The 26,505-nt window shown below is 69.6% G+C and carries 15 protein-coding genes; 6 read left to right on the top strand and 9 right to left on the bottom strand.

What is annotated here, in order from left to right:
* Positions 1-5 precede the first annotated feature (5 nt).
* Positions 6-2,642 carry a [protein-PII] uridylyltransferase gene (locus BUE42_RS06855; RefSeq protein ID WP_235002184.1) on the top strand — a complete coding sequence of 879 codons (2,637 nt, stop codon included), beginning with the start codon at positions 6-8 and terminating at the stop codon, positions 2,640-2,642.
* Positions 2,643-2,670: 28 nt separating this feature from the next.
* On the opposite strand, the gene BUE42_RS06850 is transcribed toward BUE42_RS06855, so the two are convergent.
* The 6 genes from BUE42_RS06850 to phaC all read right to left on the bottom strand — a co-directional run bounded on the left by BUE42_RS06850 (position 2,671) and on the right by phaC (position 11,408).
* The gene (locus tag BUE42_RS06850; protein ID WP_073463874.1) at positions 2,671-4,110 is read right to left on the bottom strand and encodes an FAD-binding oxidoreductase; all 1,440 of its coding nucleotides are present in this window, start codon (positions 4,108-4,110) and stop codon (positions 2,671-2,673) included.
* 219 nt (positions 4,111-4,329) lie between these two features.
* Positions 4,330-5,265: a LysR substrate-binding domain-containing protein gene (locus BUE42_RS06845; protein ID WP_073463873.1), complete on the bottom strand. Its 936-nt coding sequence runs from the start codon at positions 5,263-5,265 to the stop codon at positions 4,330-4,332.
* Positions 5,266-5,344: 79 nt separating this feature from the next.
* Entirely contained in the window at positions 5,345-7,228 is a 1,884-nt protein-coding gene (locus BUE42_RS06840; RefSeq protein ID WP_073463872.1) for a thiamine pyrophosphate-binding protein, read from the bottom strand.
* A gap of 433 nt (positions 7,229-7,661) precedes the next feature.
* Positions 7,662-8,399, bottom strand: coding sequence for an acetoacetyl-CoA reductase (gene phbB / locus BUE42_RS06835; protein WP_073463871.1), 738 nt, complete (start codon positions 8,397-8,399; stop codon positions 7,662-7,664).
* A 101-nt stretch (positions 8,400-8,500) separates the two neighbouring features.
* On the bottom strand, positions 8,501-9,679 hold the full coding sequence (locus BUE42_RS06830; protein WP_073463870.1) for an acetyl-CoA C-acetyltransferase: 1,179 nt from the start codon (positions 9,677-9,679) through the stop codon (positions 8,501-8,503).
* Between the two features lie 103 nt (positions 9,680-9,782).
* On the bottom strand, positions 9,783-11,408 hold the full coding sequence (gene phaC / locus BUE42_RS06825) for a class I poly(R)-hydroxyalkanoic acid synthase (RefSeq protein ID WP_083613965.1): 1,626 nt from the start codon (positions 11,406-11,408) through the stop codon (positions 9,783-9,785).
* Between the two features lie 201 nt (positions 11,409-11,609).
* On the opposite strand from phaC, the gene BUE42_RS06820 reads away from it, so the two are divergent.
* Positions 11,610-11,876: a hypothetical protein gene (locus tag BUE42_RS06820; RefSeq protein ID WP_073463869.1), complete on the top strand. Its 267-nt coding sequence runs from the start codon at positions 11,610-11,612 to the stop codon at positions 11,874-11,876.
* Here BUE42_RS06820 and pgeF read toward each other — a convergent pair.
* From pgeF to BUE42_RS06805, 3 genes are read right to left on the bottom strand one after another with little or no spacing between them, the layout of a single operon-like run.
* Positions 11,808-12,581 carry a peptidoglycan editing factor PgeF gene (gene pgeF, locus BUE42_RS06815; protein ID WP_073464100.1) on the bottom strand — a complete coding sequence of 258 codons (774 nt, stop codon included), beginning with the start codon at positions 12,579-12,581 and terminating at the stop codon, positions 11,808-11,810. The two genes, BUE42_RS06820 and pgeF, sit on opposite strands and share 69 nt — an antisense overlap.
* A complete protein-coding gene (maiA, locus tag BUE42_RS06810; protein WP_073464099.1) occupies positions 12,581-13,219 on the bottom strand; it encodes a maleylacetoacetate isomerase in 639 nt (212 codons plus the stop codon). Before maiA ends, pgeF begins: the two co-directional genes overlap by 1 nt.
* Before the next feature lie 28 nt (positions 13,220-13,247).
* Positions 13,248-13,955 carry a fumarylacetoacetate hydrolase family protein gene (locus BUE42_RS06805; protein ID WP_073463868.1) on the bottom strand — a complete coding sequence of 236 codons (708 nt, stop codon included), beginning with the start codon at positions 13,953-13,955 and terminating at the stop codon, positions 13,248-13,250.
* An 81-nt stretch (positions 13,956-14,036) separates the two neighbouring features.
* On the opposite strand from BUE42_RS06805, the gene BUE42_RS06800 reads away from it, so the two are divergent.
* The 4 genes from BUE42_RS06800 to BUE42_RS06785 all read left to right on the top strand — a co-directional run.
* Entirely contained in the window at positions 14,037-14,582 is a 546-nt protein-coding gene (locus tag BUE42_RS06800) for an NUDIX hydrolase (RefSeq protein WP_073463867.1), read from the top strand.
* Positions 14,583-14,642: 60 nt separating this feature from the next.
* Positions 14,643-16,874: a type I secretion system permease/ATPase gene (locus BUE42_RS06795; RefSeq protein WP_073463866.1), complete on the top strand. Its 2,232-nt coding sequence runs from the start codon at positions 14,643-14,645 to the stop codon at positions 16,872-16,874.
* Positions 16,871-18,319 carry an HlyD family type I secretion periplasmic adaptor subunit gene (locus BUE42_RS06790; RefSeq protein ID WP_235002153.1) on the top strand — a complete coding sequence of 483 codons (1,449 nt, stop codon included), beginning with the start codon at positions 16,871-16,873 and terminating at the stop codon, positions 18,317-18,319. Before BUE42_RS06795 ends, BUE42_RS06790 begins: the two co-directional genes overlap by 4 nt.
* 231 nt (positions 18,320-18,550) lie before the next feature.
* On the top strand, positions 18,551-26,505 hold a 7,955-nt coding region (locus BUE42_RS06785), incomplete at its 3' end, for an immunoglobulin-like domain-containing protein (protein WP_235002152.1).

Raw genomic sequence — 26,505 nt, 5'->3', positions numbered from 1 at the left:
CCTCGATGGCGATGACGGTGGACACACCGGCGCCCGCTGCCGCGCGCAGCCTGGCGGAGCAGCGCAGCCGCTTCCGCGAGGGCAAGGCCGCGCTGATGACGCACTTCCGCGAGTCGCGCGCCACCGCGCCGGCCGCGACCCGGCTGGTGCGTGCGCTGGCCCGCCACGTCGACCAGACGCTGCTCGGCCTGTGGCAGCACGCGATGATGCCGCCCGGTGCCGCGCTACTGGCGGTCGGCGGCTACGGGCGCGCCGAGCTGTACCCGCATTCCGACGTCGACGTGCTGGTGCTGCTGCCGCCCGGTGATGCGCTGCACAACGCCCGCATCGGCGCGCCGGGTTCCGACAACGACGCGCTGAAGTCGTCGGTCGAGGGCTTCATCACCGCCTGCTGGGACCTGGGGCTCGAGATCGGCTCCAGCGTGCGCACCGTCGACGAATGCGTCGCCGAGGCGCATGGCGACGTGACGGTGCAGACCGCGCTGCTCGAATCGCGCTACCTGTGCGGCTCCAAGCGGGTGTTCAACGCCTTCCGGCGCGCCAATGCCGCCGCGATGGACCCGAAGGCCTTCCTGCGCGCGAAGACGCTCGAGATGCGCCAGCGCCACCAGAAGTACGAGGACACGCCCTACTCGCTGGAACCCAACTGCAAGGAAAGCCCCGGCGGCCTGCGCGACCTGCAGATGGTGGTCTGGATCGCGCGCGCGGCGGGCCTGGGCCGCACCTGGACCGAGCTGGCCGCGAAGGGGCTGATCACGCCGTTCGAGGTGAAGCAGCTGCAGCGCAACGAAGGCCTGCTGCGGCTGATCCGCGCCCGGCTGCACATGGTGGCCGGCCGCCGCGAGGACCGGCTGGTGTTCGACCTGCAGACCGCGGTGGCCGAGAGCTTCGGCTACGAGACGACGCCCGCGCGCCGCGCCTCGGAGCAGCTGATGCACCGCTACTACTGGGCGGCCAAGGCGGTGACGCAGCTGAACCAGATCCTGGTGCTGAACATCGAGGAGCGCATCAACGGCTCGCAAGACGCGCCGATGCGCCCGATCAACCCGCATTTTCTCGACCGCGCCGGCATGCTCGAGGTGGCGAGCGACGACCTGTACGAGCGCGAGCCGCACACCATCCTCGAGACCTTCCTGGTCTACCAGCAGACGCCCGGCATCAAGGGGCTGTCGGCGCGCACGTTGCGGGCGCTGTACAACGCCCGCGAGGTGATGGACGGCGATTTCCGGCGCGATCCGGCGAACCGCGCAACGTTCATGCAGATCCTGCGCCAGCCCGAAGGCCAGACGCATGCCTTCCGGCTGATGAACCAGACCAGCGTGCTGGGCCGCTACCTGTGGGTGTTCCGGCGCATCGTCGGGCAGATGCAGCACGACCTGTTCCACGTCTACACGGTGGACCAGCACATCCTGATGGTGCTGCGCAACGTGCGGCGCTTCTTCATCCCGGAGCATGCGCACGAGTACCCGTTCTGCTCGCAGCTCGCGTCCACCTGGGACCGGCCGTACGTGTTGTACATCGCCGCGCTGTTCCATGACGTGGCCAAGGGCCGCGGCGGCGACCACTCCGACCTGGGAGCCTCGGAGGTGCGGCGTTTCTGCCGCGACCACGGACTCGACAAGGACGACACCGTGCTGGCCGAGTTCCTGGTCAAGGGCCACCTGACGATGTCGCGCATCGCCCAGAAAGAGGACTTGAGCGACCCCGAGGTGATCGAGAACTTCGCGCGGCTGGTCGGCACCGAGCGCCGGCTGACCGCGCTGTACCTGCTGACGGTGGCCGACATCCGCGGCACCAGCCCGAAGGTGTGGAATGCCTGGAAGGGCAAGCTGCTCGAAGACCTGTACCGGCTGACGCTGCGCGCGCTGGGCGGTGCCCGGCCGAACGTGGACGCCGAGATCGAGGCGCGCCGGCAGGATGCGCGGCACACGCTGAACCTGTATTCGCTGTTGCCGGGCACCGAGGTGCCGCTGTGGAAGACGCTGGAGCTGAGCTACTTCGCGCGGCACGATGCCGGCGACATCGCCTGGCACGCGCGCTCGCTGTTCCGCCACGTCACCAGCACCGAGCCGATCGTGCGGGCGCGGCTGTCATCGGTGGGCGAAGGGCTGCAGGTGCTGGTGTACGCGCCCGACCGCCCGGACCTGTTCGCGCGCATCTGCGGGTATTTCGACGGTGCGGGCTTCAACATCCTGGACGCGAAGATCCACACGACGCGCGCCGGCTATGCGCTGGACACCTTCCAGGTGATCAGCCCGCAGATGGAGCATCACTACCGCGACCTGATCTCGCTGGTGGAGAACCAGGCCACGCTGGCGCTGAAGGCCGACGGCCCGCTGCCCGAGCCGAGCCGCGGCCGGCTCTCGCGCCGCGTGAAGTCGTTCCCGATCACGCCGCGGGTGCTGTTGCGGCCCGATGAACGCGGCCAGCGCTGGCTGCTGTCGGTGTCGACCAGCGACCGCTCCGGCCTGCTGTACGCGATCTCGCGGGTGCTGGCCCGGCACCACATCAACCTTCAGCTCGCGAAGATCACGACGCTCGGCGAGCGGGTCGAAGACACGTTCCTGATCGACGGGTCGGCGCTGCAGCAGAACCGGGCACAGATCGAGATCGAGAGCGAGCTGCTGGACGCGATCACTTGATCACGGCGGGCATGGGCGCCACCGCAGATCACTCCGGAATCGCGATCACCTTCCCCGGGTTCAGGATGTTCAACGGATCCCACGCCCGCTTCAGCTGCCGCATCAGGTGCACCGCATTGGCATCGAACTCCTCCGTCAGCAACACCACCTTCTGCGCCCCGATGCCGTGCTCGGCGGTGCAGGTTCCTTCCATGCGCATCGCGCGGCTCATCATCCGCTGGTTCAGGCGCTCGGCCTCGGCCATCTCGTCCGGGTTGTCGGGGTCGGCAATCAGGATGCACAGCAGGTGCCCGTCGCCGACGTGGCCGAACAGCGGGCACAGCAGCGACGACCGTCGCGTGTCTTCGATGGTCTCCTCGATGCACTGCGCCAGCCGCGACAAGGGCACGCAGGCATCGGTCGTGAAGGTGCGCCAGCCGGGGCGCAGCAGCTCACAGGCGTTGAACGCGGTGTGGCGCGCGCTCCACAGCCGCGTGCGGTCTTCGGGCTGGTCGGCCCAGTCGTAGTCGTCGGCACCGTGCTCGCGCGCGATGTCGTGCACGATCTCGGCCTGCTCGGCCACGCCGGCCGGCGTGCCGTGGAACTCGAGGAACAGCGTGGGCCGCTCCTTGAATGTCGTGTCGGTGTGCAGGTTGACGGCGCGCAGCGCCAGCGCATCCATGAACTCGGCGCGCGCCACCAGCACGCCGGTCTGGATGGTCTGGATCACCGTGTCGACCGCGCTGCGTGCATCGGCAAAGGTGCACACCGCCGTCGCGATCGCCTCGGGCCTCGGGTACAGCCGCACCGTCACCTCGGTGATGATGCCCAGCGTGCCTTCGCTGCCGACGAAGATGCGCGTCAGGTCGTAGCCGGCGGACGACTTCTTGGCCCGGCGCGCGGTGCGGATGATCTTGCCCTCGGCCGTGACCACGGTGAGCGCCATCACGTTCTCGCGCATCGTGCCGTAGCGCACCGCGCTCGTGCCACCGGCGCGCGTCGCGGCCATCCCGCCGAGCGAGGCCTTCGAGCCCGGGTCGATCGGGAAGAACAGCCCGGTGTCCTTCACCTCGGCGTTCAGTTGCGAACGGGTGACGCCGGCCTGCACCGTCGCGGTCAGGTCCTGCGCATTGATCGTCAGCACCTCGTCCATCTCGGACAGGTCGATCGAGATCCCGCCCGCATGGCCCAGCACATGGCGTTCGAGCGACGAAAACACGCCGAACGCGGTCACCGCGACGCGGTGCTGCGCGCACAGCCGCACGACCTCGGCCACCTCCTCGGTCGTGTGGGCGAACACGACGCCGTCAGGCGCCGTCGTGTCGGACGACGCTCCCTCGCAGCCGTGCTGCTCGCGCATCGCACGGCCGAGCTTGAAGCGCAGGCTGAAGCGATGGCGCAGCGCATCGAGCAGCGCCATCGGCGCGCCCGTCAAGGCGGTGGCGGGCGGGGCCGCGAAGGCGGCAGCGGCAGTGGCAAGATCGATCATGGTGGTCCTCTCTGAGACGGCAAGTGAGACAGCGGTGAAACACGACGCCTGTTGGCCGGCGCTCGGCAGAAGGGAAGGCTAGCGACGAATCATCGTGAGCGCGCCGGCCACGCCATAGCTTTTCGAGAACGCGCCATCTGCTGCAGCGATCCCCTTCGGCGATCGGTGCCGCGAGGCTGCAATTTCTTGCAGTCACGCGGCGTGTTCGCCCGGCTGAAGTCATGCGCCAGCGCTCAGCAGGCGCACGCCGCGCCACGACGCATTGCGCACCGCATGGCGAATCGCGGTGGTGGCCGCCGCCAGCACGCATTCAGCGGCACGCGTCTGCTTGACGACGGTGGTGGCGCACACCGACACCGTGCGCGTGATCGACGGCCGCGTGATCTCGATCACCGCGAGCTTCTTCTGCTGCACCTCGACCTCGATGCTGGGCCACGACAGGATGGTCGCGGCGAGGTTGGTCGTGACCGCCTGCTTGAGCAGCGTCAGCGAGTTCATCTCGGCGATGACGGTCGGCGGCGACAGGCCCTCGCGCATCATCACGCGCTCGACACGGTGGCGAACGCCCTGCTCCAGCCCCGGCAGCACCAGCTCGATGCCCTGCAGCTCACGCAGCGTGATGACCTTGCGCCGCGCCAGCCGCGACTTCGGGTTCACGACGAGGAACAGGCGCTCCTCCATCACGCGCACCATGTCGAGCCCTTCGAGGTTGCCGTCGTCGAACGCGATGCCCAGCATCAGCCGGCCGCTCTTGACCCATTCGAGCACCGTGCCGCTCAACTCCTCGTAGACCTGCAGCCGGATCGCCGGATAGCGCGTGCGGACCTCGTTGAAGATGGCCAGGCCGAGCGGCGCGACCATGCACAGCGGCATGCCGATGCCGACGTGCCCGGTCGGCTCGGTCGAGCAGCTGGTGACCGCATCGTGCGCATCGTCGGCATGCTTCAGGATCGCCTGCGCATAGCGGTACAGGTGCAGTCCGCACTCGGTGGGCGACACGCCGCGCGAGCTGCGGTTGAGCAGCAGGCTCTTGAACTCGTCTTCCAGTGCGGCCACCTGATGGCTGAGGGCGGATTGCGCAACGTGCAGCACACCGGCCGCGCGAGACAGGCTGCCCATGTCCACGATGCGCACGAAGTAGCGGAGCTGTCTCAACTCGATTTTCTCGTCCTCCTGGGTCGCCTTGGCACCGCCCTTCCCGCCCTGCCCGCCGTGGTGGCCGTGGTGGTGACCATCACCGCTGGCGCGCCAGCGCAGGCCGGGCCTGCACCAGCTCAGTCATAGGCTCGGCCACCGGCCCGCTCGCCGGCTCGACACGCAACGCGTCGGCCAGCGACAGGTCGACCTGCAGCAGGTAGGGCTCGTCGCTGGCCAGGCAGTCGGCCACCGCACGCTCGATCGCGGCGGCCGACTTCAGCCGGTGGATGCGCCAGCCGAAGGCACGCGCCACCGCCGCGATGTCGGGCCGCTGGATCATCACGGACGGCGCCGCCGCGCAGGCCGCGGCACTGCGCCGCAGGTCGGCCACCGGCGGCGGGAACACGATCAGCTTCAACGGCCAGCCATGGTCGTAGACCGACTGCAGTTCGTGCAGGGTCGGCAGCAAGGCGTTCGCATCGCTCAGGCACACCACCGGCCGCAGCGGCTGCGCCGCCAGCACGCCGATCGCCGCCGGCAGCGCGAAGCCCGGCATGCCGACACCCGCCGACACCAGCCAGCGGCCGGGGCCCCGGTGCTGCAGATGGCGTGCACCGGCCTGCTGCGCCAGACCGTCGTCGACGGTCACGACCGCGTCGAGCGATGCCAGCGGCGCGCGCAGCGCGCGCAGCACCTGGTCGGCGATCGGGGGCCGGGGCTGCTGTTGCGGCTGCTGTTGCGACACCTCGGCGAGCGCCGCCTCGTGCCGCCAGCCGTCGATCATCTGCCACCAGGCGTCCAGCCGGCCGGCCGCGCCGCCTTCGGGCGCGGCGTGAAACCCGGGGTTCTGCAGCCAGTGCTGCCCCAGCCCCTTCAACACCTCGCCGCAATCGCCGACCAAGGGCGTCGCGGCCGGAATGATCTTGTTGATGCTGGTCGGGTCGATGTCGACATGGATCAGCGCGCAGGGCAGGGTTTCGTCGCGCGGCCACGAGCGCTCGTCGAGGCGCGTGCCGATGCAGATCAGGAGATCGGCCTGCCGCAGCGCCCGGTTCGCGACCGGACTGCCCTGCTCGCCCGGGCAGCCGAGGCAGCGCCGATCAGCAGACGGCAGCGCGCCGAGCGCCGCCATCGTCAGCACGCACGGCAGATCGGCCACCCGCGCGAACTCGGCCAGCGCCTCGCTGGCGACGGCGCCGGAGCGGATCACGCCACCGCCGGCGTACAGCAACGGCCGCTGCGCGGCGCGGATCTGCGCGACCGAGTGGACGAGCCGCCGCTCCGGTGGTGACCTCGGCACCTGGCCCGCACGCAGGCTGCTGGCCGCGGCTGTTGCTGCCGCTGTTGCCGCTGTCGCCAACCGCCGCACCGGCACCTGGGTGCGCTGCACGTCGATCGGCATCTCGAGCAGCACCGGCCCGCAACGTCCGTTGCGCGCCACCTGCACCGCACGCTCGACGATATCGGCCGCATCGTGCGCCAGGTCGATGCGCCGGCTCCATTTGGTCACCGAACGGGTGATGCCCAGCGCGTCGCACTCGCGGAACGCATCGGTGCCGATCAGCGCCGAGTCGACCTGCCCGGCAATGCACAGCACCGGCACCGAATCGGCCATCGAGCTCATCAACCCCGCCACGGCCGCCGCCACGCCGGAGCCGCCCGACACCAGCACCGCCGCCATCTGCCCGGTCGCCTTGGCGTAGCCCTCGGCCGCGTGCACCGCCGCCCGCTCCTGCGACAGGCGCACGACACGCACCCCGGCGCGTGCGCTGAGCGCCTCGCACAGCGGTGCGATCAAGGCGCCTCCGCTGCACAGGAAGAACATCGTCACGTCGTGGTCGACCAGCGCCTGGATGACGGCCTGCGATCCGGTCTGGCGGCGTGCCGTCAGCTCGAGCCGATGAGACGGCGGTCGACCGGTGCCGGACGCTTCGGACTCGTGTTCGGGAAGGGAGGGGGCGGGGGGCTGGGAGTGCTCCATGCGGGGGGCTCTGCACGCTGACGGACAAGGGGGGAGGCAAGGCACAACAACGAGGGACTGCGACGAGGGACGGCGCGGCGATCGGGTACCGCGGGGTGGCCGACAAACCCGGGACAGAACAACCACCGGGGGGCGCCAGCTTGCGTCTCAATTGCGGGGAAATCATGCAGGCCGATGGGCCGGGTTCCCCGCCGCCTGCGGACTGGTGAATCCGGCGGCGCGTAGCGAATGGGTGCGAATGCTAGTGAGCTTTCGCGCAGCGGGCCATATCCTCTGTCGATAGTGCCATCTGGAAAATCGATGGCCCCTGCCGAGGTGGCTCAGCGTCGTGCAAGAAAGTGCACGTGTACAGGTGAAATGAAAACAGCCCCGGCCACCAGCGTGCTGGCAACCGGGGCTGCGAGGAACAGCGATCGGCGGAACGCGACGGGCGTCAGCCCATGTGCAGGCCGCCGTTGACCGAGAAGTCGGCACCGGTCGCGAAGCCGGATTCATCCGACGCGACCCACGACACGATGGACGCGATGTCGTCCGGCGTGCCCAGGCGCTTCACCGGGATGCCGGCGACGATCTTGTCGAGCACGTCCTGGCGGATCGACTTGACCATGTCGGTCGCGATGTAGCCCGGCGACACGGTGTTGACCGTCACGCCCTTGTTCGCGACTTCCTGCGCCAGCGCCATCGTGAAGCCGTGCATGCCTGCCTTGGCCGCGGAGTAGTTGGTCTGGCCGAACTGGCCCTTCTCGCCGTTGACCGAGCTGATGTTGATGATGCGGCCCCAGCCCTTCTCGAGCATGTCGTCGATCACCTGCTTGGTGACATTGAACAGGCTCGTGAGGTTGGTCTCGATCACCGCATCCCAGTCGGCGCGGCTCATCTTGCGGAACATGCCGTCTCGCGTGATGCCGGCGTTGTTGACCAGCACGTCGATCGGGCCGAGCTCGGCCTTGGTCTTCTGGAACGCCGAGACGGTGGAGTCCCAGTCGCCGACATTGCCGACCGACGCGTGGAAGCTGTAGCCGAGCGCCTTCTGCTCGTTCAGCCATTTCGTGAAATCGCGGCTCGGGCCACAGCCCGCGACGACGATGAAGCCGTCCTTGTGCAGGCGCTGGCACATCGTGGTGCCGATTCCGCCCATGCCGCCGGTGACGTAGGCGATCTTCTGACTCATGTTCTTCTCTCCTGAAAAGGTGTGCAGACACCCGAGCGTCGTCGCGCCCGCGTGCCGCGTCAACCGGGTTCGCCCTCAGCTCACCCTGGCTTAACCAATGTTCAACGCTCGACCGTCAAGGCAACACCCATGCCACCGCCGATGCACAGGCTGGCGATGCCCTTCTTCGCGTTGCGGCGCTGCATCTCGTGCAGCAGGGTCACCAGGATGCGGCAGCCGGATGCACCGATGGGGTGCCCGATCGCGATCGCGCCGCCGTTGACGTTCACCTTGCTGACATCCCAGCCCATCTCGGTGTTGACCGCGCAGGCCTGGGCCGCGAAGGCTTCGTTGATCTCGAGCAGGTCGAGCTCGCCGGGCTTCCAGCCGGCGCGTTGCAGCGCCTTCTGCGAGGCCGGCACCGGGCCGATCCCCATGAAGGCCGGATCGAGCGCCACGGTCGCGTAGCTCTTGATGCGCGCGAGCGGCGTCAGTCCGAGCTGGTCGGCCTTCTTCGCGGTCATCACGACCACGCCGGCCGCGCCGTCGTTCAGGCCTGACGCATTGCCGGCCGTCACGCCGCCGGCCTTGTCGAAGGCCGGGCGCAGGCCCGCCAGCGCTTCGGCATTGGTCTTGCGGTTGATGAACTCGTCGGCCGAGAAGACGACCGGGTCGCCCTTCTTCTGCGCGATGCTGAACGGCACGATCTCGTCGGTGAAGCGCCCGGCATCCTGCGCGGCGGCGGCCTTCTGCTGCGAGGCCAGCGCCAGCGCGTCCTGCGCCTCGCGGCTGACGCCGAACTTCTTCGCGACGTTCTCGGCGGTGATGCCCATGTGGTACTGGTTGTACACATCCCACAGGCCGTCGGTGATCATCGAGTCGACCAGCTTCCAGTCGCCCATGCGCTGGCCCTCGCGCGAGTTCGGCAGCACGTGCGGTGCGAGGCTCATGCTCTCCTGGCCGCCGGCGATCACGATCTCGGAATCGCCGTCGCGGATGGCCTGGGCCGCCAGCATCACCGCCTTCAGGCCCGAGCCGCAGACCGCGTTGATGGTCAGCGCCGGCACCGACTGCGGCAGGCCGCTCTTGATGACGGACTGGCGCGCCGGGTTCTGGCCCGAGCCGGCGGTGAGCACCTGGCCGAGGATGACCTCGTTGACCTGGTCGCCGCTGAGCTTCGCGCGCTTCAGCAGCTCGACGATGACGGCCGCGCCCAGCTCGGGCGCCGGTGTCTTGGCGAGGCTGCCACCGAACTTGCCGACGGCGGTGCGGGTGGCGGCGACGATGACGATGTCGGACATGGAGGTCTCCTGTTGACGGATGTGCGGGTGGGTGTTGAACGGAATGTGGTGCCGTGCGGGGCCGGGGTCAAGCGCGGGGCTGCATTCGACTTCAGGCCCGGCTTCAGGCCTTTTGCTTCACATAGCGGCCGGGCGCCGGCTCGATCGCCTTGTGCCTGCGGCTGCCAGGGTTTTTCGGGGCCGGCACCTGCTTGCCGGCGTGGCCGGCCAGCCACGCGTCCCAGTCGGTCCACCAGCTGCCAGGGTGCTCGGTGGCGCTCGCGAACCAGGCGTCGGCGCTGGCCGGCCGGGGCCCCGGGGACTGGCCGATCCAATGGCTGCGCTTCTTCTTGGCCGGCGGGTTGATGACGCCGGCGATGTGGCCGGACGCGCCCAGCACGAAGCGCGTCTTCGCGTTCTTCAGCACCTGGGTGTTCCGCCAGGCCGCGTCCCACGGCACGATGTGGTCCTCGCGCGAGCCGTAGACGTAGGTCGGCGCGTCGACCTGGTTCAGGTCGAGCTTCTCGCCGCACACCGTCAGGCGGCCCGGCTTCACCAGGTTGTTCTCGAGATAGGTGTTGCGCAGGTACCAGCAGTACATCGGCCCCGGCAGGTTGGTGCTGTCGCTGTTCCAGTACAGCAGGTCGAACGGCGGCGGCGTCTCGCCCTTCAGGTAGTTGCCGACGACGTAGTTCCACAGCAGGTCGTTCGGGCGCAGCGCGCTGAAGGTGGAGGCGAGCTCCTGCCCCTTCAGCAGCCCGCCACCGTTCGGGCTGGCCGGGCCGAGCGTCATCTCGCGCAGCTGCACCATCGCCTCGTCGACGAACAGGTCGAGCACGCCGGTGTTGCCGAAATCGAGGAAGGTGGTCAGCAGCGTCATGCTCGCCGCGGGCTTGCTGCCACGCGCAGCCAGCACCGCGAGCGCGGTGGCGAGGATGGTGCCGCCGACGCAGAAGCCCAGCGTGTTCAGTGTCTCGGCACCGGTGATCTCCTGCACCACGTCGATCGCCCGGATGGCGGCGTCTTCGATGTAGTCGTCCCAGCCGAGGTGCGACAGGCTCGCATCGGCATTGCGCCAGCTGACGACGAACACCCGGTGGCCTTGCGCGACCGCATGGCGGATCAGCGAGTTCTCGGGCTGCAGGTCGAGGATGTAGTACTTGTTGATGCACGGCGGCACCATCAGCAGCGGCCGCTCGAACACGGTCTTCGTCAGCGGCTTGTACTCGAGCAGCTGGAACAGCTCGTTCTCGAACACCACGCTGCCTTCGGTGGTCGCGACGTTGCGGCCGACCTCGAACACGCTTTCGTCGGTCTGCGAGACGTGGCCTTGCTGCAGGTCCTGCACCAGGTGCTGCACGCCGTGCAGGATGCTCTCGCCCTGCGTCTTCAGCGCGAGCTGCAGCGCCTCGGGGTTCAGCGGCAGGTAGTTGCTGGGCGAAGCCGCCGCCACGTACTGCTGCACCGCGAAGCGGATGCGCTCGCGCGTCTTCTCGTCGCCCTGCACGCTGTCGGCCAGGCCCATCAGCGTGCGGGCGTTCAGCAGGTACAGCCGCGCGGTGAACGAGGCCATCGGGTTGTCGGCCCAGGCCGCGTTGCTGAAGCGGCGATCGTTCAGCGGCGCCGGCGGCTCGGCGCCCGCACCGGCCGGCGCGGCGCCGACGCTCTGGTTCCACAGCGCGCTGGCCTGCGCCACGTAGTCGGCCTGCAGCGCGCTCAGTTTCGGCATCGGCAGGCTCAGGCCGCTCATCGACTTGAAGACTTCACCGATCGTCGCGCCGAATGCATCTGCACTCACGCTGGCAACCGCATTCCCGTTGGCAACCGCATCGGGCACCGCTGCTGGATTCTTCACAGGTCTCCTTGCCGGGCTCGTGCGGGCCGCTGTGGGGTCAGTTGAGTTTCGGGTCACACTCTTCGCTTCGACACCAGCCGCCCGTCGGCCTCAAAAATGTACCTCGTCGCGATTGCCTGGATGTACGTGGTTGTCATGATGGCGATCGCCGAGGCGACCAGCTCGCAAGGCACCGTGCTCGGCGCGGTCTTCACCTTCCTGCTGTACGGCGCGCTGCCGCTGTCCATCGTGCTGTACCTGCTGGGCACGCCGTCGCGCCGGCGCGCGCGCCGCGCGGCCGAGATCGCCGCCGATTCAGCGCAGCCAGACGGCGGCGGCCATCCGCCCGGTGATGCGGTCGCGCCGGAACGAAAAGAACCGTGACGCATCATCGGCGGTGCACCATGCGCCGCCCTTGACCTGGGTCACGCCCAGGCCCGCGAGGCGGCGGCGCGCCAGTTCGGACAGGTTGGCCATCCACTTGCCGGCCGCGTGGCTGCGGAACAGCGCGGGATCCGCCTGCTGCGGGTCTTCGCCGAAGGCCTGCAGCACGTCGGGGCCCACCTCGAAGCGCCCGGGGCCGATGCAGGGCCCGAGCCAGGCCACCAGGTCACCCGGTTCGCAACCCGCCGCCTGGCACAGCGCCGCCACCGTGTTGTCGAGCACGCCGCCGGCCAGGCCGCGCCAGCCGGCATGGGCCGCACCCACCGCCTGCAGCGCCGGCGCGCCGGTCGTCGCCAGCAGCACCGGCAGGCAATCGGCCACCTGCACCGTGCAGGCCAGGCCGCGCTCGGTGGTGATCGCGGCATCGGCCTCTTCGAGCGGCGCGCCCACCGAGGCCCGCACCAGCCGCAACACCCGCGTGCCATGCACCTGTTTCATGAAGACCGGCGCCGCGCCGGTGGCCGCCGCGAAGCGGGCCCGGTTCGCGTCGACCGCCTCGGGGTCGTCGCCGACCGCGATGCCGAGGTTCAGGCTGGCCCAAGGCGGCGCGCTGAGCCCGCCGCGGCGCGTGCTCATCAGCGCGCCCACATGGTCGAGTGCCCAGTCGGGGTGCAGGGCATCCTGCAGCGGGGTGGTGTTCGGCATCAGGTGGCGTCCGGGCAGGCCGACGGCTGCGCGCCGCTGAACGCCTCGAGCCGCATGCATTCGTCGAACACCCGCATCACGGTCGGCACGTGGTCGAGCCGGCAGTTCAGGCGCTGCGCGTTGAAGATCTGCGGCACCAGCGTGATGTCGGCCAGCGTCGGCTTGTCGCCGTGGCAGAAGCGGCCGGTCTCGGGCTGGCTCGCGAGTTGGCGCTCGACCGTCTCGAGGCCGGTCTCGCACCAATGGCGGTACCAGCGGTTCTTGTCGTCCTCGCTGACGCCCAGGTCGTGCAGCAGGTAGCGCAGCACGCGCAGGTTGTTCAGCGGGTGGATCTCGCAGGCGACGTCCATCGCCAGCGCACGCACGCGCGCCCGGCCGAGCGGGTCGGCGGGCAGCAGCGGCGGCTGCGGATGGGTTTCGTCGAGGTACTCGATGATGGCGAGCGACTGCGACAGCAGCGCGCCGTCGTCCTTCAGCACCGGCACCAGCCGCCCGGGCGACAGCGCGGCGAAATCGGGCTGCGTCTGCTCGTTCTTGACCAGGTGCACCGGCACGTAGTCGTAGGCCAGCCCCTTCAGCGCGAGCGCGACCCGCACGCGGAACGAGGCCGACGACCGGAAGTAGCTGTAGAGCTGCATGCCCGCCGTGCTGGTCATCGGGCCACCATCAGCGCGCCACCAGCCGGACCTGCAGGCTGCCGACGCCGTCGACCTGGGCGCTCAGCGTGTCGCCGGTGACGACCGCGGCCACGCCCTCGGGCGTGCCGGTGAAGATCAGGTCACCAGGGGCCAGCTCCCACAGCGCGGACAGTTGCTCGATGATCTCGGGAATGCTCCAGATCAGCTTGCCGATCACGCTGTGCTGGCGCATGGTGTCGTTGACCTTCAGCTCGATGCGCGTGGCGGCGCCGATGTTGCATTGCGCGGCCGGCCGCACCGGGCCGATCGGCGCCGATTCGTCGAAGCCCTTGCCGCTGCACCACGGGCGGCCCTGCTTCTTGGCCTCGCCCTGCAGGTCGCGGCGCGTCATGTCGAGCCCGACGGCATACCCATACACATGGTCGAGCGCCTGCGCGGCCGGAATGTTGCGCCCGCCCTTGCCGATCGCCACCACCAGTTCGACTTCATGGTGCAGGTCCTTCGTGGCGCTCGGGTAGTGCATCTGCCCGGTCGTGCCCTCGGTCACCGGCAGCACCGCGTCGGCGGGCTTCATGAAGAAGAACGGCGCCTCGCGGCCGCTGTGGCCCATTTCGATCGCATGGTCGACGTAGTTGCGGCCGACGCAGTAGATGCGGCGCACCGGAAAGGTGTCGCCGGGTTGCGCTCCGACGACGGGCACGGAAGGGGTGGCCGGAACCGGCACGACGTGGCTCATGGAAAGCACTCCGCAGAGAGTCAGTGGGGGGATGGCGGGATGATGCCATGAGGTGTGAAACCTCACGGCTAAACTGCCCGCATGTTCAAGGCCCGAAGCTTCAAGCACTGCAAGGCGTGCGGATCGCCGATCACCTACAGCGTGCCGCCCGACGACAACCGCGAACGCGCGACCTGCGGCGCCTGCGGTGCCATCCACTACGAGAACCCGCTGAACGTCGTCGGCACGCTGCCGGTGTGGAACGACCAGGTGCTGCTGTGCCGACGCAACATCGAGCCGCGCCACGGCTTCTGGACGCTGCCGGCCGGCTTCATGGAGCTCGGCGAGACCACCGCCGCCGGCGCGCTTCGCGAGACCGATGAAGAGGCCGGCGCCCGCATCGAGATGCAGGCCTTGTTCACGCTGCTGAACGTGGTGCGTGTCGGCCAAGTGCACTTCTTCTACCGCGCCCGCCTGCTCGACACCGATTTCGCGCCCGGCCCCGAAACCATCGAGGCCCGCCTGTTCCACGAAAACGAGGTGCCGTGGGACGAGCTCGCGTTCCCGACCGTGCGGGAAACCCTGAGACGATTCTTCGAAGACCGACGCCGGGGTCAATTCGGCTTTCATATGGCCGATATCGATTGACGGCGCACCCTGTCGCCGTTCGAATAGGTCGACGCCAGACTTTCCGATACCGCGACACCGATGACCGATCCCCGTCCCCTGCCCTCCGCCGCTGCCGCCCACCCTCCCGCCGACAAGCCGGCGGAGGCCTCGCCGCTGCGGATGCGCGAAGACCTGATCCACCCCGACCCGCTGCTCGACTGCCTGGTCGAGATCTGCCGGCTGAACGGCCAGGCCGCGTCGCGGGCTTCGCTGTCGGCCGGTCTGCCGCTGGGTGACAGCGGCAAGGGCAAGCTGACCATCCAGCTCACCGAGCGGGCCGCGGCACGCGCCGGCATGGCGACCAGGCTGCAGCGCCTGGCGCTGCCCCGCATCGACGCCGCCGCGCTGCCGGCCATCCTGATCCTGAAGGACAACCAGGCCTGCGTGCTGCTGCGCTTCGAAGACGGCGGCAAGGAAGGCCCGGTGGCCCGCGTGCTGCTGCCCGAGACCGGCCAGGGCTCGATCGTGCTGCCGCTCGCCGACCTGCAGCAGCGCTACACCGGCGTGGTGCTGTTCGTGCGCCCGCATTTCCGCTTCGATGCGCGCACGCCCGAGGTGCGCGCGGTGCGCCAGCGCCACTGGTTCTGGGGCGCGGTGCTCGAGCAGCGCATCGTCTACCGCGACGTGTTGTGGGCCGCGCTGCTGGTCAACGTGTTCGCGCTGGTGTTTCCACTGTTCTCGATGAACGTCTACGACCGCGTGGTGCCGAACAACGCGGTCGAGACGCTGTGGGCGTTGTCCATCGGCGTCGTGCTGATCATGTGCGGCGACCTGTTCATGCGGCTGCTGCGCAGCCACTTCGTCGACGAAGCCAGCGCGCGCATCGACGTGCAGATTTCCGCCACGCTGATGGAGAAGGTGCTCGGCATGCGGCTCGAGAACCGGCCCGAATCGGTCGGCTCGTTCGCATCGAACCTGCGCGGCTTCGAGCAGGTGCGCGACTTCATCGCGTCGGGCACCGTCACCGCGCTGATCGACCTGCCGTTCGCGCTGCTGTTCGTGATCGTGCTGGCCTGGATCTCGCCGTGGCTCGCGGTGCCGGTGGTCACGGCCTTCCTGCTGATCCTGGTGATCGGCTACGTGCTGCAGCACCGGCTGCACGAGCTGTCGCAGACCACCTACCAGGCCTCGGCGCAGCGCAACGCGACGCTGATCGAGAGCCTGACCGGCATCGAGACCATCAAGTCGCTGGGCGCCGAGAGCGTCGTGCAGGCCAAGTGGGAGCGCGCCAACGCCTTCCTCGCAGTCACCAACGTGCGCATGCGGGCGCTGTCGTCGGCAGCGAACTACGGCACCAACTGGCTGTCGCAGGGCGTCACCGTCGCGATCGTGATCGTCGGCGTGTACCTGATCAGCCAGCGCGAGCTGACGATGGGTGCGCTGGTGGCGTCGTCGATGCTCGCGTCGCGCGCGCTGCAGCCGGCGGGGCAGATCGTCGGGCTGCTGATGCAGTACCAGGGCGCGCGCACCGCGATGGAGTCGCTCGACAAGATCATGGAGAAACCGGTCGAGCGGCCGCCCGGCGCGAACTTCGTGCAGCGCGCGCAGCTGCGCGGCGACATCGAGTTCCGCAACGTCAAGTTCGCCTACCCCGGCCGGCAGGATGCCGCACTGGACGGCCTCAGCTTCAAGATCCAGGCCGGCGAGCGGGTCGCGCTGATCGGGCGGGTCGGTTCCGGCAAGTCGACGATCGAGCGGCTGATCATGGGCCTGTACCAGCCGACCGACGGCGCGGTGCTGCTCGACGGCATCGACCTGCGCCAGCTCGACCCGGCCGACGTGCGCCGCAACCTGGGCTACGTGTCGCAGGACGTGACGCTGTTCTACGGCAGCCTGCGCGACAACATCACCTTCGGGCTGCCCTATGCCGACGATTCGGCCATCGTCGCGGCGGCCGAGCTGGCCGGCATGAGCAGCTTCATCGACCGTCACCCGCGCGGCTTCGACATGACGGTCGGCGAGCGCGGCGAATCGCTCTCCGGCGGGCAGCGCCAGGGCATCGGCCTGGCGCGCGCGGTGCTGCACAACGCGCCGATCCTGCTGCTCGACGAGCCGACCAGCGCGATGGATTTCTCCACCGAGGCGCAGATCACGCACAACATCGGCAACTTCGCGCAGAACAAGACGGTGGTGCTGGTGACGCACCGCACCTCGCTGCTCGCGATGGTGACGCGCGTGATCGTGATCGACGGCGGCAAGATCGTCGCCGACGGCCCGCGCGACCGGATCATGGAAGCGCTGCAGAGCGGCCGCATCGCGAGGGCCGCATGAGCGCGCGTCATGAAGGCGGCCTGAACCGCGTGCTGATCAAGATCGGCCTGGCCGTGATGTGGGTGCTGGAGCGCATCCGCCTGCTGCTCGACCCGATCACGCGGCGCCTGCTCGGCCCGGCGGTCACGCCCGACAACGCCGGCGATGCCGGTTTCCGCAGCTTCGAGGCCGAAGCCGACCAGGTGATGTCGCGCAGCGGCACCCACCATGCGCAGTCCATCGTGCGCGCGGCGCTGCTGATCGTCGTGCTGCTGATCGGCTGGGCCGCGCTGGCGCATGTCGACGAGGTGACCAAGGGCGACGGCAAGGTGATCCCGTCGCGCCAGTTGCAGGTGGTGCAGTCGCTCGATGGCGGCGTCGTCTCCGAAATCCTGGTGCGCGAGGGCCAGGTCGTCGAGGCCGGGCAGTTGCTGCTGAAGATCGACGAGACCCGCGCGACCTCGGGCGTGCGCGAGAGCAATGCCACCGGCCTCGCGCTGAAGGCCCGCCAGGCGCGGCTGCAGGCGCTGGCCGACGGCTCGGTGTTCACGCCGCCCACCTCGGCCGACCCGGACGAGCAGCGCATCCTGCTCGGCGAGCGCCAGCTCTACGAAGCCAAGCGATCCGAACTGGAGACGCTGCTGTCGATCAACAGCCAGCAGCTGCAGCAGCGCCAGCAGGAGCTGACCGAGATGCGCGCCCGCAAGGCCTCGGCCGACCGCGGGCTCGAGTTCGGCCAGCAGGAGCTCGCGAAGACGCGGCCGCTGCTGGCCAGCGGCGCGGTGTCGGAGGTCGACATCCTGCGGCTCGAACGCGAGGTGGCGCGCTCGCGCGGCGATTCGGAGCAGGCCAGTGCGCAGATCGCGCGCGTGCAGGCGGCCATCGGCGAGGCGCAGCGCAAGAGCCAGGAGACCGAGATCGGTTTCCGCAACGAGGCACGCAAGGAGCTGGCCGAGGTGGCCGGCAAACTGAATGCGTTGAACGAAGGCGCGGTGGCGCTGACCGACAAGGTCACGAAATCGCAGGTCAAGTCGCCGGTGCGCGGCCGGGTGCAGCGGCTGCTGGCCAACACCGTGGGCGGCGTGGTCCAGCCGGGCAAGGACATCGTCGAGATCGTGCCGCTGGACGACCAGCTGGTGCTCGAAGCCCGCATGGCGCCGAAAGACATCGCCTTCATCCGCCCCGGCCAGCAGGCCACCGTCAAGTTCACCGCCTACGATTTCTCGATCTACGGCGGCCTGGATGCCGAGGTCGAGAACATCAGCCCCGACACCATCACCGACGAGCGCGGCAACGCGTTCTACCTGGTGCGGGTGCGCACCACGCGCTCCAACTTCAGCGAGAAGATGCCCATCATCCCGGGCATGACGGCCGAGGTGAACGTGCTGACCGGCCAGAAGACCGTGCTCGCCTACGTGCTGAAACCGGTGCTGAAGATCAAGGCGAACGCGCTGCGCGAACGCTGAAAAAGGTTTCTCAAGTTTTCATCCCTCGGGTCGAAAACCCGATCAGCTGGGAGTTTCGAACTCGCCCGAAACCCTTTGAACGGGGCCGAACAACCCGAGCTTATTGCCCCACAAAGGGCTGGTTTCGGTGATTCAGGTCACGAACCGAGGCGGTAGATTCATCCATAAGCGCTGGGTTTCTGGATATCCTGACTGGTAAGTTCTGGCCAGTTTTGTGTCCGAGGAAATCCCATGCCCACCATCGTCCAAACCCAACACGGCAAGGTTTCCGCACTTTGGGGTGCGGCCCTGATTCGCACGCCGGACGGCCAGGTCAGGGCGCTGCAGATCGGCGACGTGGTGAACAAGGGCGATGTGGTCCTGACGACGCAGGACGGCATCGTGCGGCTGGAAGACCTCGACGCGCCGACGATGGCCGCGGCACCGAAGATTCCCGCCCCGGCCGACACCGACATCGATCGCGTGATCGCCGAGTTGAACCAGCCCGATCCGCAAACCGCCCCGGCCGCCGGCCTCACCGGCGGCGGCGGTGGCGGCCTGACGCCGGGCCTGCGCGTCGACCGCATCGCCGAGGGCATCACGCCCGCCTCTCTGGAACTCACCGACACCGCCGCGCCGGCGCCCGCGAGCACCCCGATCGTGGCCACCACGCCGACCGGCGACGGCGTTGCCGCCACCCCGGCTCAGGCCCCGGCCCCCACCCCGGCCGGCCCGCCGCCGGCCCCGCAGAACGCCGCACCGCTGGCCAACGCCGGCATCGCCAGCGGCCTGGAAGACAGCACGCTGCCGCTGCCGCTGCGCGGCAGCGATGCCGACGGCAACGTGGTCTCGGTCACGATCGTCTCGATCCCGGCCGGCGCCAGCTTGCTGCTGGCCGACGGCGTCACCGTCGTCACGGCCGGCCAGACCCTGAGCGCCGCTGATGCCGCCGGCCTGCTGTTCAAGCCCGCTGCCGATTTCAACGGCAGTGCCGGCGTCAGCTTCACTGTCACCGACAACAGCGGCGCCGTCTCGGCGCCGGCCAGCGTCGCGATCTCGGTTACGCCGGTCAACGACCTGCCGGTCGCCACCAGCGTGCCGGCCGGTTCGGGCCTCGAAGACACGCCGATCGCCGTCCACCTGGGCGGCAGCGACATCGACGGCAGCGTGACCAGCGTCACCGTCACCACGCTGCCCCAGCACGGCACGCTGTACCTGCCCGACGGCACGACCCCGGTCAGCGCCGGCACGCCGATCTCGGCAGCAGACGCGGCCAACCTGCTGTTCCGCCCCGACCCGAACTACCACGGCTCGACCGACATCGGCTTCGCCGTCACCGACAACGAAGGCGGCACCTCGGCGCCCGTCAGCGTGCCGGTCACCGTGACGCCCGAAGGCACCGCCATCACCCTGACCGCGTCGGCGGCCACGGTGACCGAAGGCGGCAGCCTCAGCTACACCGCGACGCTGAACAACCCGGTCGCCGGCAGCCCGCTGGTGATCGCGCTGAGCAACGGCAGCACCATCACCATCCCGGTCGGCCAGACCAGCGGCAGCAGCGCCCCGGTGCCGGTGCGCGCCGACGACGCCTATGCCCAAGGACCGCAGACAATCGCCGTCAGCGTCACCCAGGCCAGCGGCGGCGACTTCGCGTCGCTCGACCCGAACGCCAGCACCAGCAGCACGGTGGTCGACGACGCCGACGCCACCAGCCTCACGCTGAGCCCCTCGGCCACCACGCTGGCTGAAGGCGGCAGCATCGTCTACACCGCAACGCTGAACAACCCGGTGACCGGCTCGCCGCTGGTCATCACGCTGGACAACGGCCAGACCATCACGATCCCGGTCGGCCAGAGCAGCGCCAGCAGCGCGCCCTTCGTGGTGCGCGGCGACGATGCCTACGCGCAAGGCACGCAGACGCTGACGGTGGGCGTCGCGTCCACCAGCGGCGGCAATTTCGAAGGCCTCGCGCCGTCGGCGCCGGTCAGCACCAGCGTCACCGACAACGGCAGCCACAGCACCGTCGTGCTGAGCGCGTCGACCGGCAGCGTCACCGAAGGCGGCAGCATCGTCTACACCGCCACCGTCAGCAGCCCGGTCAGCGGCACGCCGCTGGTGCTGACGCTGGACAACGGCCAGGCCATCACGATCCCGGTCGGCCAGAGCAGCGCCAGCAGCGTCCCGTTCGCGGTGCGCGCCGACGACGTGCTCGCCCAAGGCCCGCAGACCGTCACAGCCACCATCGCCGGTCACACCGGCGGTGGCTACGAGTCGCTGACACCGGTCGGCAGCCCGTCGACCTCGGTCACCGACGACACCGACGCCACCACCGTCGCGCTGAGCGCCACGCCGTCGGTAGCCGAAGGCGGCAGCATCGTCTACACCGCCACGCTCGGCGCACCGGCCGCCTCCGACGTGACGGTCACGCTGTCGAACGGCGCCACCATCACCATCGCCGCCGGCACGAGCAACGGCTCGGTCGCGCACGCGGCGCCGGCCGACAGCGTCTATGCCGACGCGGGCAGCGTCTCGGCGACGATCAACGGCGCCACCGGCGGCGGCTTCGAGCAGCTCGTGGTGAACCCGGCCGCGGCCACCACCGCCGTGTCCGACACGGTCGACACCACCACCGTCACGTTGACGGCCTCGCCGTCGGTGGTCGAGGGCGGCAGCATCGTCTACACCGCCAGCCTCGGCGCACCGGCGCTGACGCCGGTCACCGTGACTTTGTCGAATGGCGACGTGATCACCATCGCCTCCGGCGCCAGCAGCGGCACGGTCGCGCACACCACCGGCGCCGACGACGTTTACACCAACGCCAACACGGTCTCCACGACGATCAGCAGCGCCAGCGGCGGCCAGTTCGAGCACCTGGCGCTGAACCCGGCACCGGCCACGACCAGCGTCGCCGATTCGATCGACACCACCACCGTCAGCATCACCGGCAGCAACACCGTCAACGAGGGCGCGGGCGCGAGCTACACGCTGTCGCTGACCAGCCCGGCGCAGACCGCCGTCACCGTGACGCTGAGCTACAGCGGCACCGCCAGCGACGGCACCGACTTCACCGGCGTCACCACGGTGACGATCCCGGCCGGCAGCAGCAGCGCGACGTTCAGCGTCGCCGCGCTGACCGACGGCACGGCCGAGGGGCCGGAGCAGTTCACCGTCAGCATCGCCACCGCCACCGGCGGCAACTTCGAGAACCTGGCGATCAGCGCCGGCAGCGGCAGCGTGAACACCGGCATCGTCGACGCCGACACCGCGACGCTGAGCCTGTCTGCCACGCCCGCCCTGACGGAAGCCGGCGGCAGCATCGTCTACACCGCGACGCTGAGCCAGGCTCCCATCACCGACCTGAGCGTCACGCTGAGCAACGGCGCGGTCATCACCGTGCAGGCCGGCCACCTGAGCGGCAGCACCAGCGTCGCGCTGCCGGCCAGCGACGACGTCTACGTCGATCCGGGCAGCGTCAGCGCCAGCATCCAGGGCGCGACGGGCGGCGGCATCCCGATCGCCATCGACGCGGCACCGGCCGTCACCGCCGTCAGCGACAGCATCGACACGACCACCGTGTCGCTCGCGGCCACGCACAGCGTGACCGAAGGCGGCAGCATCACCTACACCGCGACGCTGACCGCCGCGGCCCAGAGCCCCGTCACCGTCAACCTGTCCAACGGCGACGTGATCACCATCGCCGCCGGTGCCACCACCGGCAGCGTGAGCCATGCCGCGCCCGCGAACGACGTGTACACCGGCAGCAGCACCGTGTCGGTGTCGATCGCCAATGCCAGCGGCGGCAACTTCGAGCAGCTCGCCGTCGACCCGGCGGCGGCGCAGACCCTCGTCACCGACAGCGTCGACACCACCACCGTCCGGCTGATCGCCTCGGCCGGCGCGGTCGAGGGCGGCAACATCACCTACACCGCGCAACTCACTGCGGTGGCGCAGGCCGACGTGACCGTGACGCTGTCGAACGGCGCCGTCATCACCATCCTCGCCGGCGCGCAAAGCGGCTCGGTGAGCCACCCGGCCCCGACCGACGACGTCTACACCGATGCCGGCACCGTCAGTGCCACCATCACCGGTGCGACCGGCGGCAGGTTCGAGAGCCTGGCGATCGACGCGACGCCGGCGCAGACCGCCATCGGCGACAGCATCGATGCCACCACGCTGACGCTGTCGGCCCCGGCCAGCGCCGTCGAAGGCGGCAACATCACCTACACCGCGACGCTCGGCGCGGCGGCGCAGACGCCGGTCAGCGTCACGCTGTCGAACGGTGCGACGATCACCATTGCCGCCGGTGCCACCACCGGCAGCGTCAGCGTCGCCGCCCCGGCCAACGACGCCTATGCCGGCCATGCGCCGGTCTCGGCCTCGATCACCGGCGCCAGCGGCGGCGGCTTCGAGCAGCTGGACGTCGACGCGACCCCGCGCGCGACCAGCATCACCGACAGCGCCGACACCACCACGCTGAGCCTGTCGGCCAGCGGCAGCGTGATCGAAGACGGCAGCATCACCTACACCGCGACGCTGACGCAGGCGGCGCAGACGCCGCTCACCGTCAACCTGTCGAACGGCGACGTGATCACCATCGCCGCCGGCGCCACCACCGGCAGCGTCACGCACGCCGCCCCGGCGAACGACGTCTACCTGGGCGGCGGCACCATCAGCGCCACGATCGCGAACGCAACCGGCGGCAACTTCGAGAACCTCAGCGTCGACCCGACGGCGGCCAGCACCACGCTGACCGACAGCGTCGACGCGACGACCGTCGTGCTGGCGGCCACGCCATCGGTGGTCGAGGGCGGCAGCATCGTCTACACCGCGACACTGGGCGCGGTGGCGCAGGCACCGGTCCTGGTGACGCTGTCGAACGGCGACACCATCACCATCGCCGCCGGCCAGTTCAGCGGCTCGGTCTCGCACGCGATCGCGGCGAACGACGTCTATGTCAACGGCGGCACCGTCTCGGCCACCATCGCCAGCGCCGTCGGCGGCAACTTCGAGCAGCTGGCGCCCAGCGCCGCCGCCGCCACGACGACGATCACCGATTCGGTCGACACGACGACCCTCAGCATCACCGGCAACGGCAGCGTCACCGAAGGCGCGAGCGCCGGCTACACGCTGTCGCTGACCAGCCCGGCGCAAGGCCCGGTCACCGTCACGCTGAGCTACAGCGGCACGGCCGCCGACGGCAGCGACTACACCGGCGTCGCCACCGTCACCATTCCCGCTGGCAGCAGCAGCGCGAGCTTCAGCATCCCGACGCTGGACGACGCCGTGGCCGAGGGCAGCGAGCACTTCACCGTCAGCGTGGCCTCGGCCACCGGAGGCGGCTTCGAGAGCCTGGTCGTCAGCGCCGCCAACGGCAGCGTCACCACCGGCATCGTCGACAACGACAGCGCGACGCTGAGCCTGTCGGCCACGTCCGGCCTCACCGAGGCCGGCGGCAACATCGTCTACACCGCCACGCTGACCCAGGCACCGGTGAGCGACCTGAGCGTGACGCTGTCGAACGGCGCGATCATCACGATCGCTGCCGGTCAGCTGAGCGGCACCGCCACGGTGGCCGTGGCGCCCGGCGACGACGTCTACGTCGACCCGACCAGCGTCAGCGCCACCATCCAGGGCACGAGCGGCGGCGGCATCCTGCTGAACATCGACCCGACGGCGGCCGTCACTGGCATCGCCGACACGATCGACACGACGACGGTCACGCTGAACGCCTCGGCGACCAGCGTCGCCGAAGGCGGCAGCATCGTCTACACGGCCAGCGTCGACCACCCGGTGACCGGCTCGCCGCTGGTGCTGACGCTGTCGAACGGCCAGAACATCACCATCGCCGTCGGCCAGAGCAGCGGCAACAGCGCGCCGTTCGTGGTGCGCCCCGACGACGCCTATGCGCAGGGCGACCAGCCGCTGAACGTCGGCATCGTGTCGCACAGCGGTGCCAACTACGAGAACCTGGCCACCGGCAGCACGGTGGCGACCACCGTCACCGACAACGCCAGCACGACGACCGTGACACTGAGTGCGTCGACGGCATCCGTGGCCGAAGGCGGCAGCATCGTCTACACCGCATCGGTGAACCAGCCGGTGTCCGGCCAGGACTTCGTCGTCACGCTGAGCAACGGCCAGACCATCACGATCCCGGTCGGCCAGAGCAGCGCCGACAGCGCGCCCTTCGCGGTGCGCGGCGACGATGCGTACGCCCAGGGTACGCAGGCGCTGAATGTCGGCGTCAGCGCGACCAGCGGCGGCAACTTCGAGGCCGTGGCCCACACGTCGACGGTCAGCACCAACGTCACCGACGACGGCGACCTGACGACCGTCACGCTGACGGCATCGTCCGGCACGGTGGCCGAGGGCACGGCGGTCAGCTACACCGCGACGCTCGACCATGCCGTCACCGGCTCCGACTTCGTGATCACGCTGAGCAACGGCCAGACGATCACCATTCCGGTCGGCCAGTCCAGCGCCAGCGGCCCGGCGGTCGTGCTGCGTGCCGACGACGTCGATGCGCAGGGTTCCCAATCGGTGGCGGTCGGCGTCACCGGCACGACCGGCGGCAAGTTCGAGGCGCTGGACACCGCCAGCACGGCCAGCACCATCGTCACCGACGACGGCGATGCGACGACCGTGACGCTGAAGGCGTCGAGCGCCTCGGTGTCCGAAGGCGGCAGCATCGTCTACACCGCCGAGCTCGACCATGCGGTGAGCGGGCAGGACCTGGTGCTGACGCTGACCAACGGCCAGAGCATCACGATCGCGGTCGGCCAGACCAGCGGCAGCACGGCACCGTTCGCGGTGCGCGCGGACGATGCCTATGCGCAGGGAACGCAGACGCTGAACGTCGGCGTCGGCTCGCACACCGGCGGCAACTTCGAGGCGCTGGCTACCGGCAGCACGGTCAGCACCGACGTCAACGACAACGGCACGCAGACGGTCGCCACGGTGACGGCTTCGGCCGGCGCGGTGGCCGAAGGCACGGCCGTCAGCTACACCGTCACGCTGAACCAGGCGGTGACCGGCTCCGACTTCAGCGTGACGCTGAGCAACGGGCAGAGCGTGACCATCCCGGTCGGGCAGAGTTCGGCCAGCACGGCGGCCCTGGTGCTGCGCGGCGACGACGCGCATGTGCAAGGCACGCAGACGGTGTCGGTGGGCATCACCGGCACCAGCGGCGGCAATTTCGAGGCGGTGAACAGCAGCTCGACGGCCCGGGTGGACGTCAGCGACGACGCCGATGTGACGACGGTGTCGATCAGCGGCGCGGGCAGCGTCGCCGAAGGCGCGAGCGCCGGCTACACGCTGACGCTGGACCATGTTGCCGCCACGCCGGTGACCGTGACGCTGAGCTACAGCGGCGTCGCCGCCGACGGCAGCGACTACACAGGCGTCACGACAGTGACGATCCCGGCCGGCAGCAGCAGCGCCGGCTTCAACCTGGCGACCATCGACGACGCGCTGGCCGAGGGCACCGAGCGCTTCACCGTGACGGTGACCGGCGCGAGCGGCGGCGGCTTCGAGAGCCTGGCCGTGGGCAGCGCGAACAGCGTCACCACCGCCATCGTCGACAACGACGTGGCCGGCGTGAGCCTGAGTGCGACTCCGGGCCTGACCGAGGCCGGCGGCACCATCACCTACACCGCGACGCTGACGCAGGCGCCGTTGAGCGACCTGACGGTGACCCTGTCGAACGGCGCGAGCATCACCATCCAGGCCGGGCACTTGAGCGGCAACACGCAGGTGGCCGTGGCCGCGAGCGATGACGTTTATGTCGACCCGACCAGCGTGTCGGCAACGATCCAGGGCACGAGCGGCGGCGGCATCCTGGTGGCGATCGACCCGGCACCGGCCGTCACGGCAATCGCCGACACCGTCGATGCCACCACCGTCACGCTGACCGCTTCGGCGGCCTCGGTCTCCGAAGGCGGCAGCATCGTCTACACGGCGAACGTCGACCACGCCGTCACCGGCTCGCCGCTGGTGCTGACGCTCAGCAATGGCCAGACCATCACCATCGCCGCCGGCCAGTCCAGTGGCAGCAGTGCCGCCTTCAACGTGCGTGCCGATGACGCCTACGCCCAGGGCAACCAGACCGTCACGGTCGGCATCAGCAGCAGCACCGGTGGCAACTACGAGGCGCTGACCACCAGCAGCACCGCCAGCACCACCGTCACCGACAACGCCAGCGCGACCAC

The organism is Rhizobacter sp. OV335 (assembly GCF_900142965.1).
Taxonomy (GTDB): Bacteria; Pseudomonadota; Gammaproteobacteria; order Burkholderiales; family Burkholderiaceae_C; genus Rhizobacter.
This window is presented reverse-complemented; position numbering and strand designations above follow the sequence as displayed.

What these genes read in the sequence shown, in the direction of transcription:
- maiA (WP_073464099.1), bottom strand. Translation starts at nt 13,219, where the DNA reads ATGCAGCTCTACAGCTACTTCCGGTCGTCGGCCTCGTTCCGCGTGCGG.
- phbB (WP_073463871.1), bottom strand. Translation starts at nt 8,399, where the DNA reads ATGAGTCAGAAGATCGCCTACGTCACCGGCGGCATGGGCGGAATCGGC.
- BUE42_RS06805 (WP_073463868.1), bottom strand. Translation starts at nt 13,955, where the DNA reads ATGAGCCACGTCGTGCCGGTTCCGGCCACCCCTTCCGTGCCCGTCGTC.
- BUE42_RS06790 (WP_235002153.1), top strand. Translation starts at nt 16,871, where the DNA reads ATGAGCGCGCGTCATGAAGGCGGCCTGAACCGCGTGCTGATCAAGATC.
- BUE42_RS06830 (WP_073463870.1), bottom strand. Translation starts at nt 9,679, where the DNA reads ATGTCCGACATCGTCATCGTCGCCGCCACCCGCACCGCCGTCGGCAAG.
- BUE42_RS06800 (WP_073463867.1), top strand. Translation starts at nt 14,037, where the DNA reads ATGTTCAAGGCCCGAAGCTTCAAGCACTGCAAGGCGTGCGGATCGCCG.
- BUE42_RS06820 (WP_073463869.1), top strand. Translation starts at nt 11,610, where the DNA reads ATGTACCTCGTCGCGATTGCCTGGATGTACGTGGTTGTCATGATGGCG.
- pgeF (WP_073464100.1), bottom strand. Translation starts at nt 12,581, where the DNA reads ATGCCGAACACCACCCCGCTGCAGGATGCCCTGCACCCCGACTGGGCA.
- BUE42_RS06840 (WP_073463872.1), bottom strand. Translation starts at nt 7,228, where the DNA reads ATGGAGCACTCCCAGCCCCCCGCCCCCTCCCTTCCCGAACACGAGTCC.
- phaC (WP_083613965.1), bottom strand. Translation starts at nt 11,408, where the DNA reads ATGAGCGGCCTGAGCCTGCCGATGCCGAAACTGAGCGCGCTGCAGGCC.
- BUE42_RS06795 (WP_073463866.1), top strand. Translation starts at nt 14,643, where the DNA reads ATGACCGATCCCCGTCCCCTGCCCTCCGCCGCTGCCGCCCACCCTCCC.
- BUE42_RS06855 (WP_235002184.1), top strand. Translation starts at nt 6, where the DNA reads ATGGCGATGACGGTGGACACACCGGCGCCCGCTGCCGCGCGCAGCCTG.
- BUE42_RS06850 (WP_073463874.1), bottom strand. Translation starts at nt 4,110, where the DNA reads ATGATCGATCTTGCCACTGCCGCTGCCGCCTTCGCGGCCCCGCCCGCC.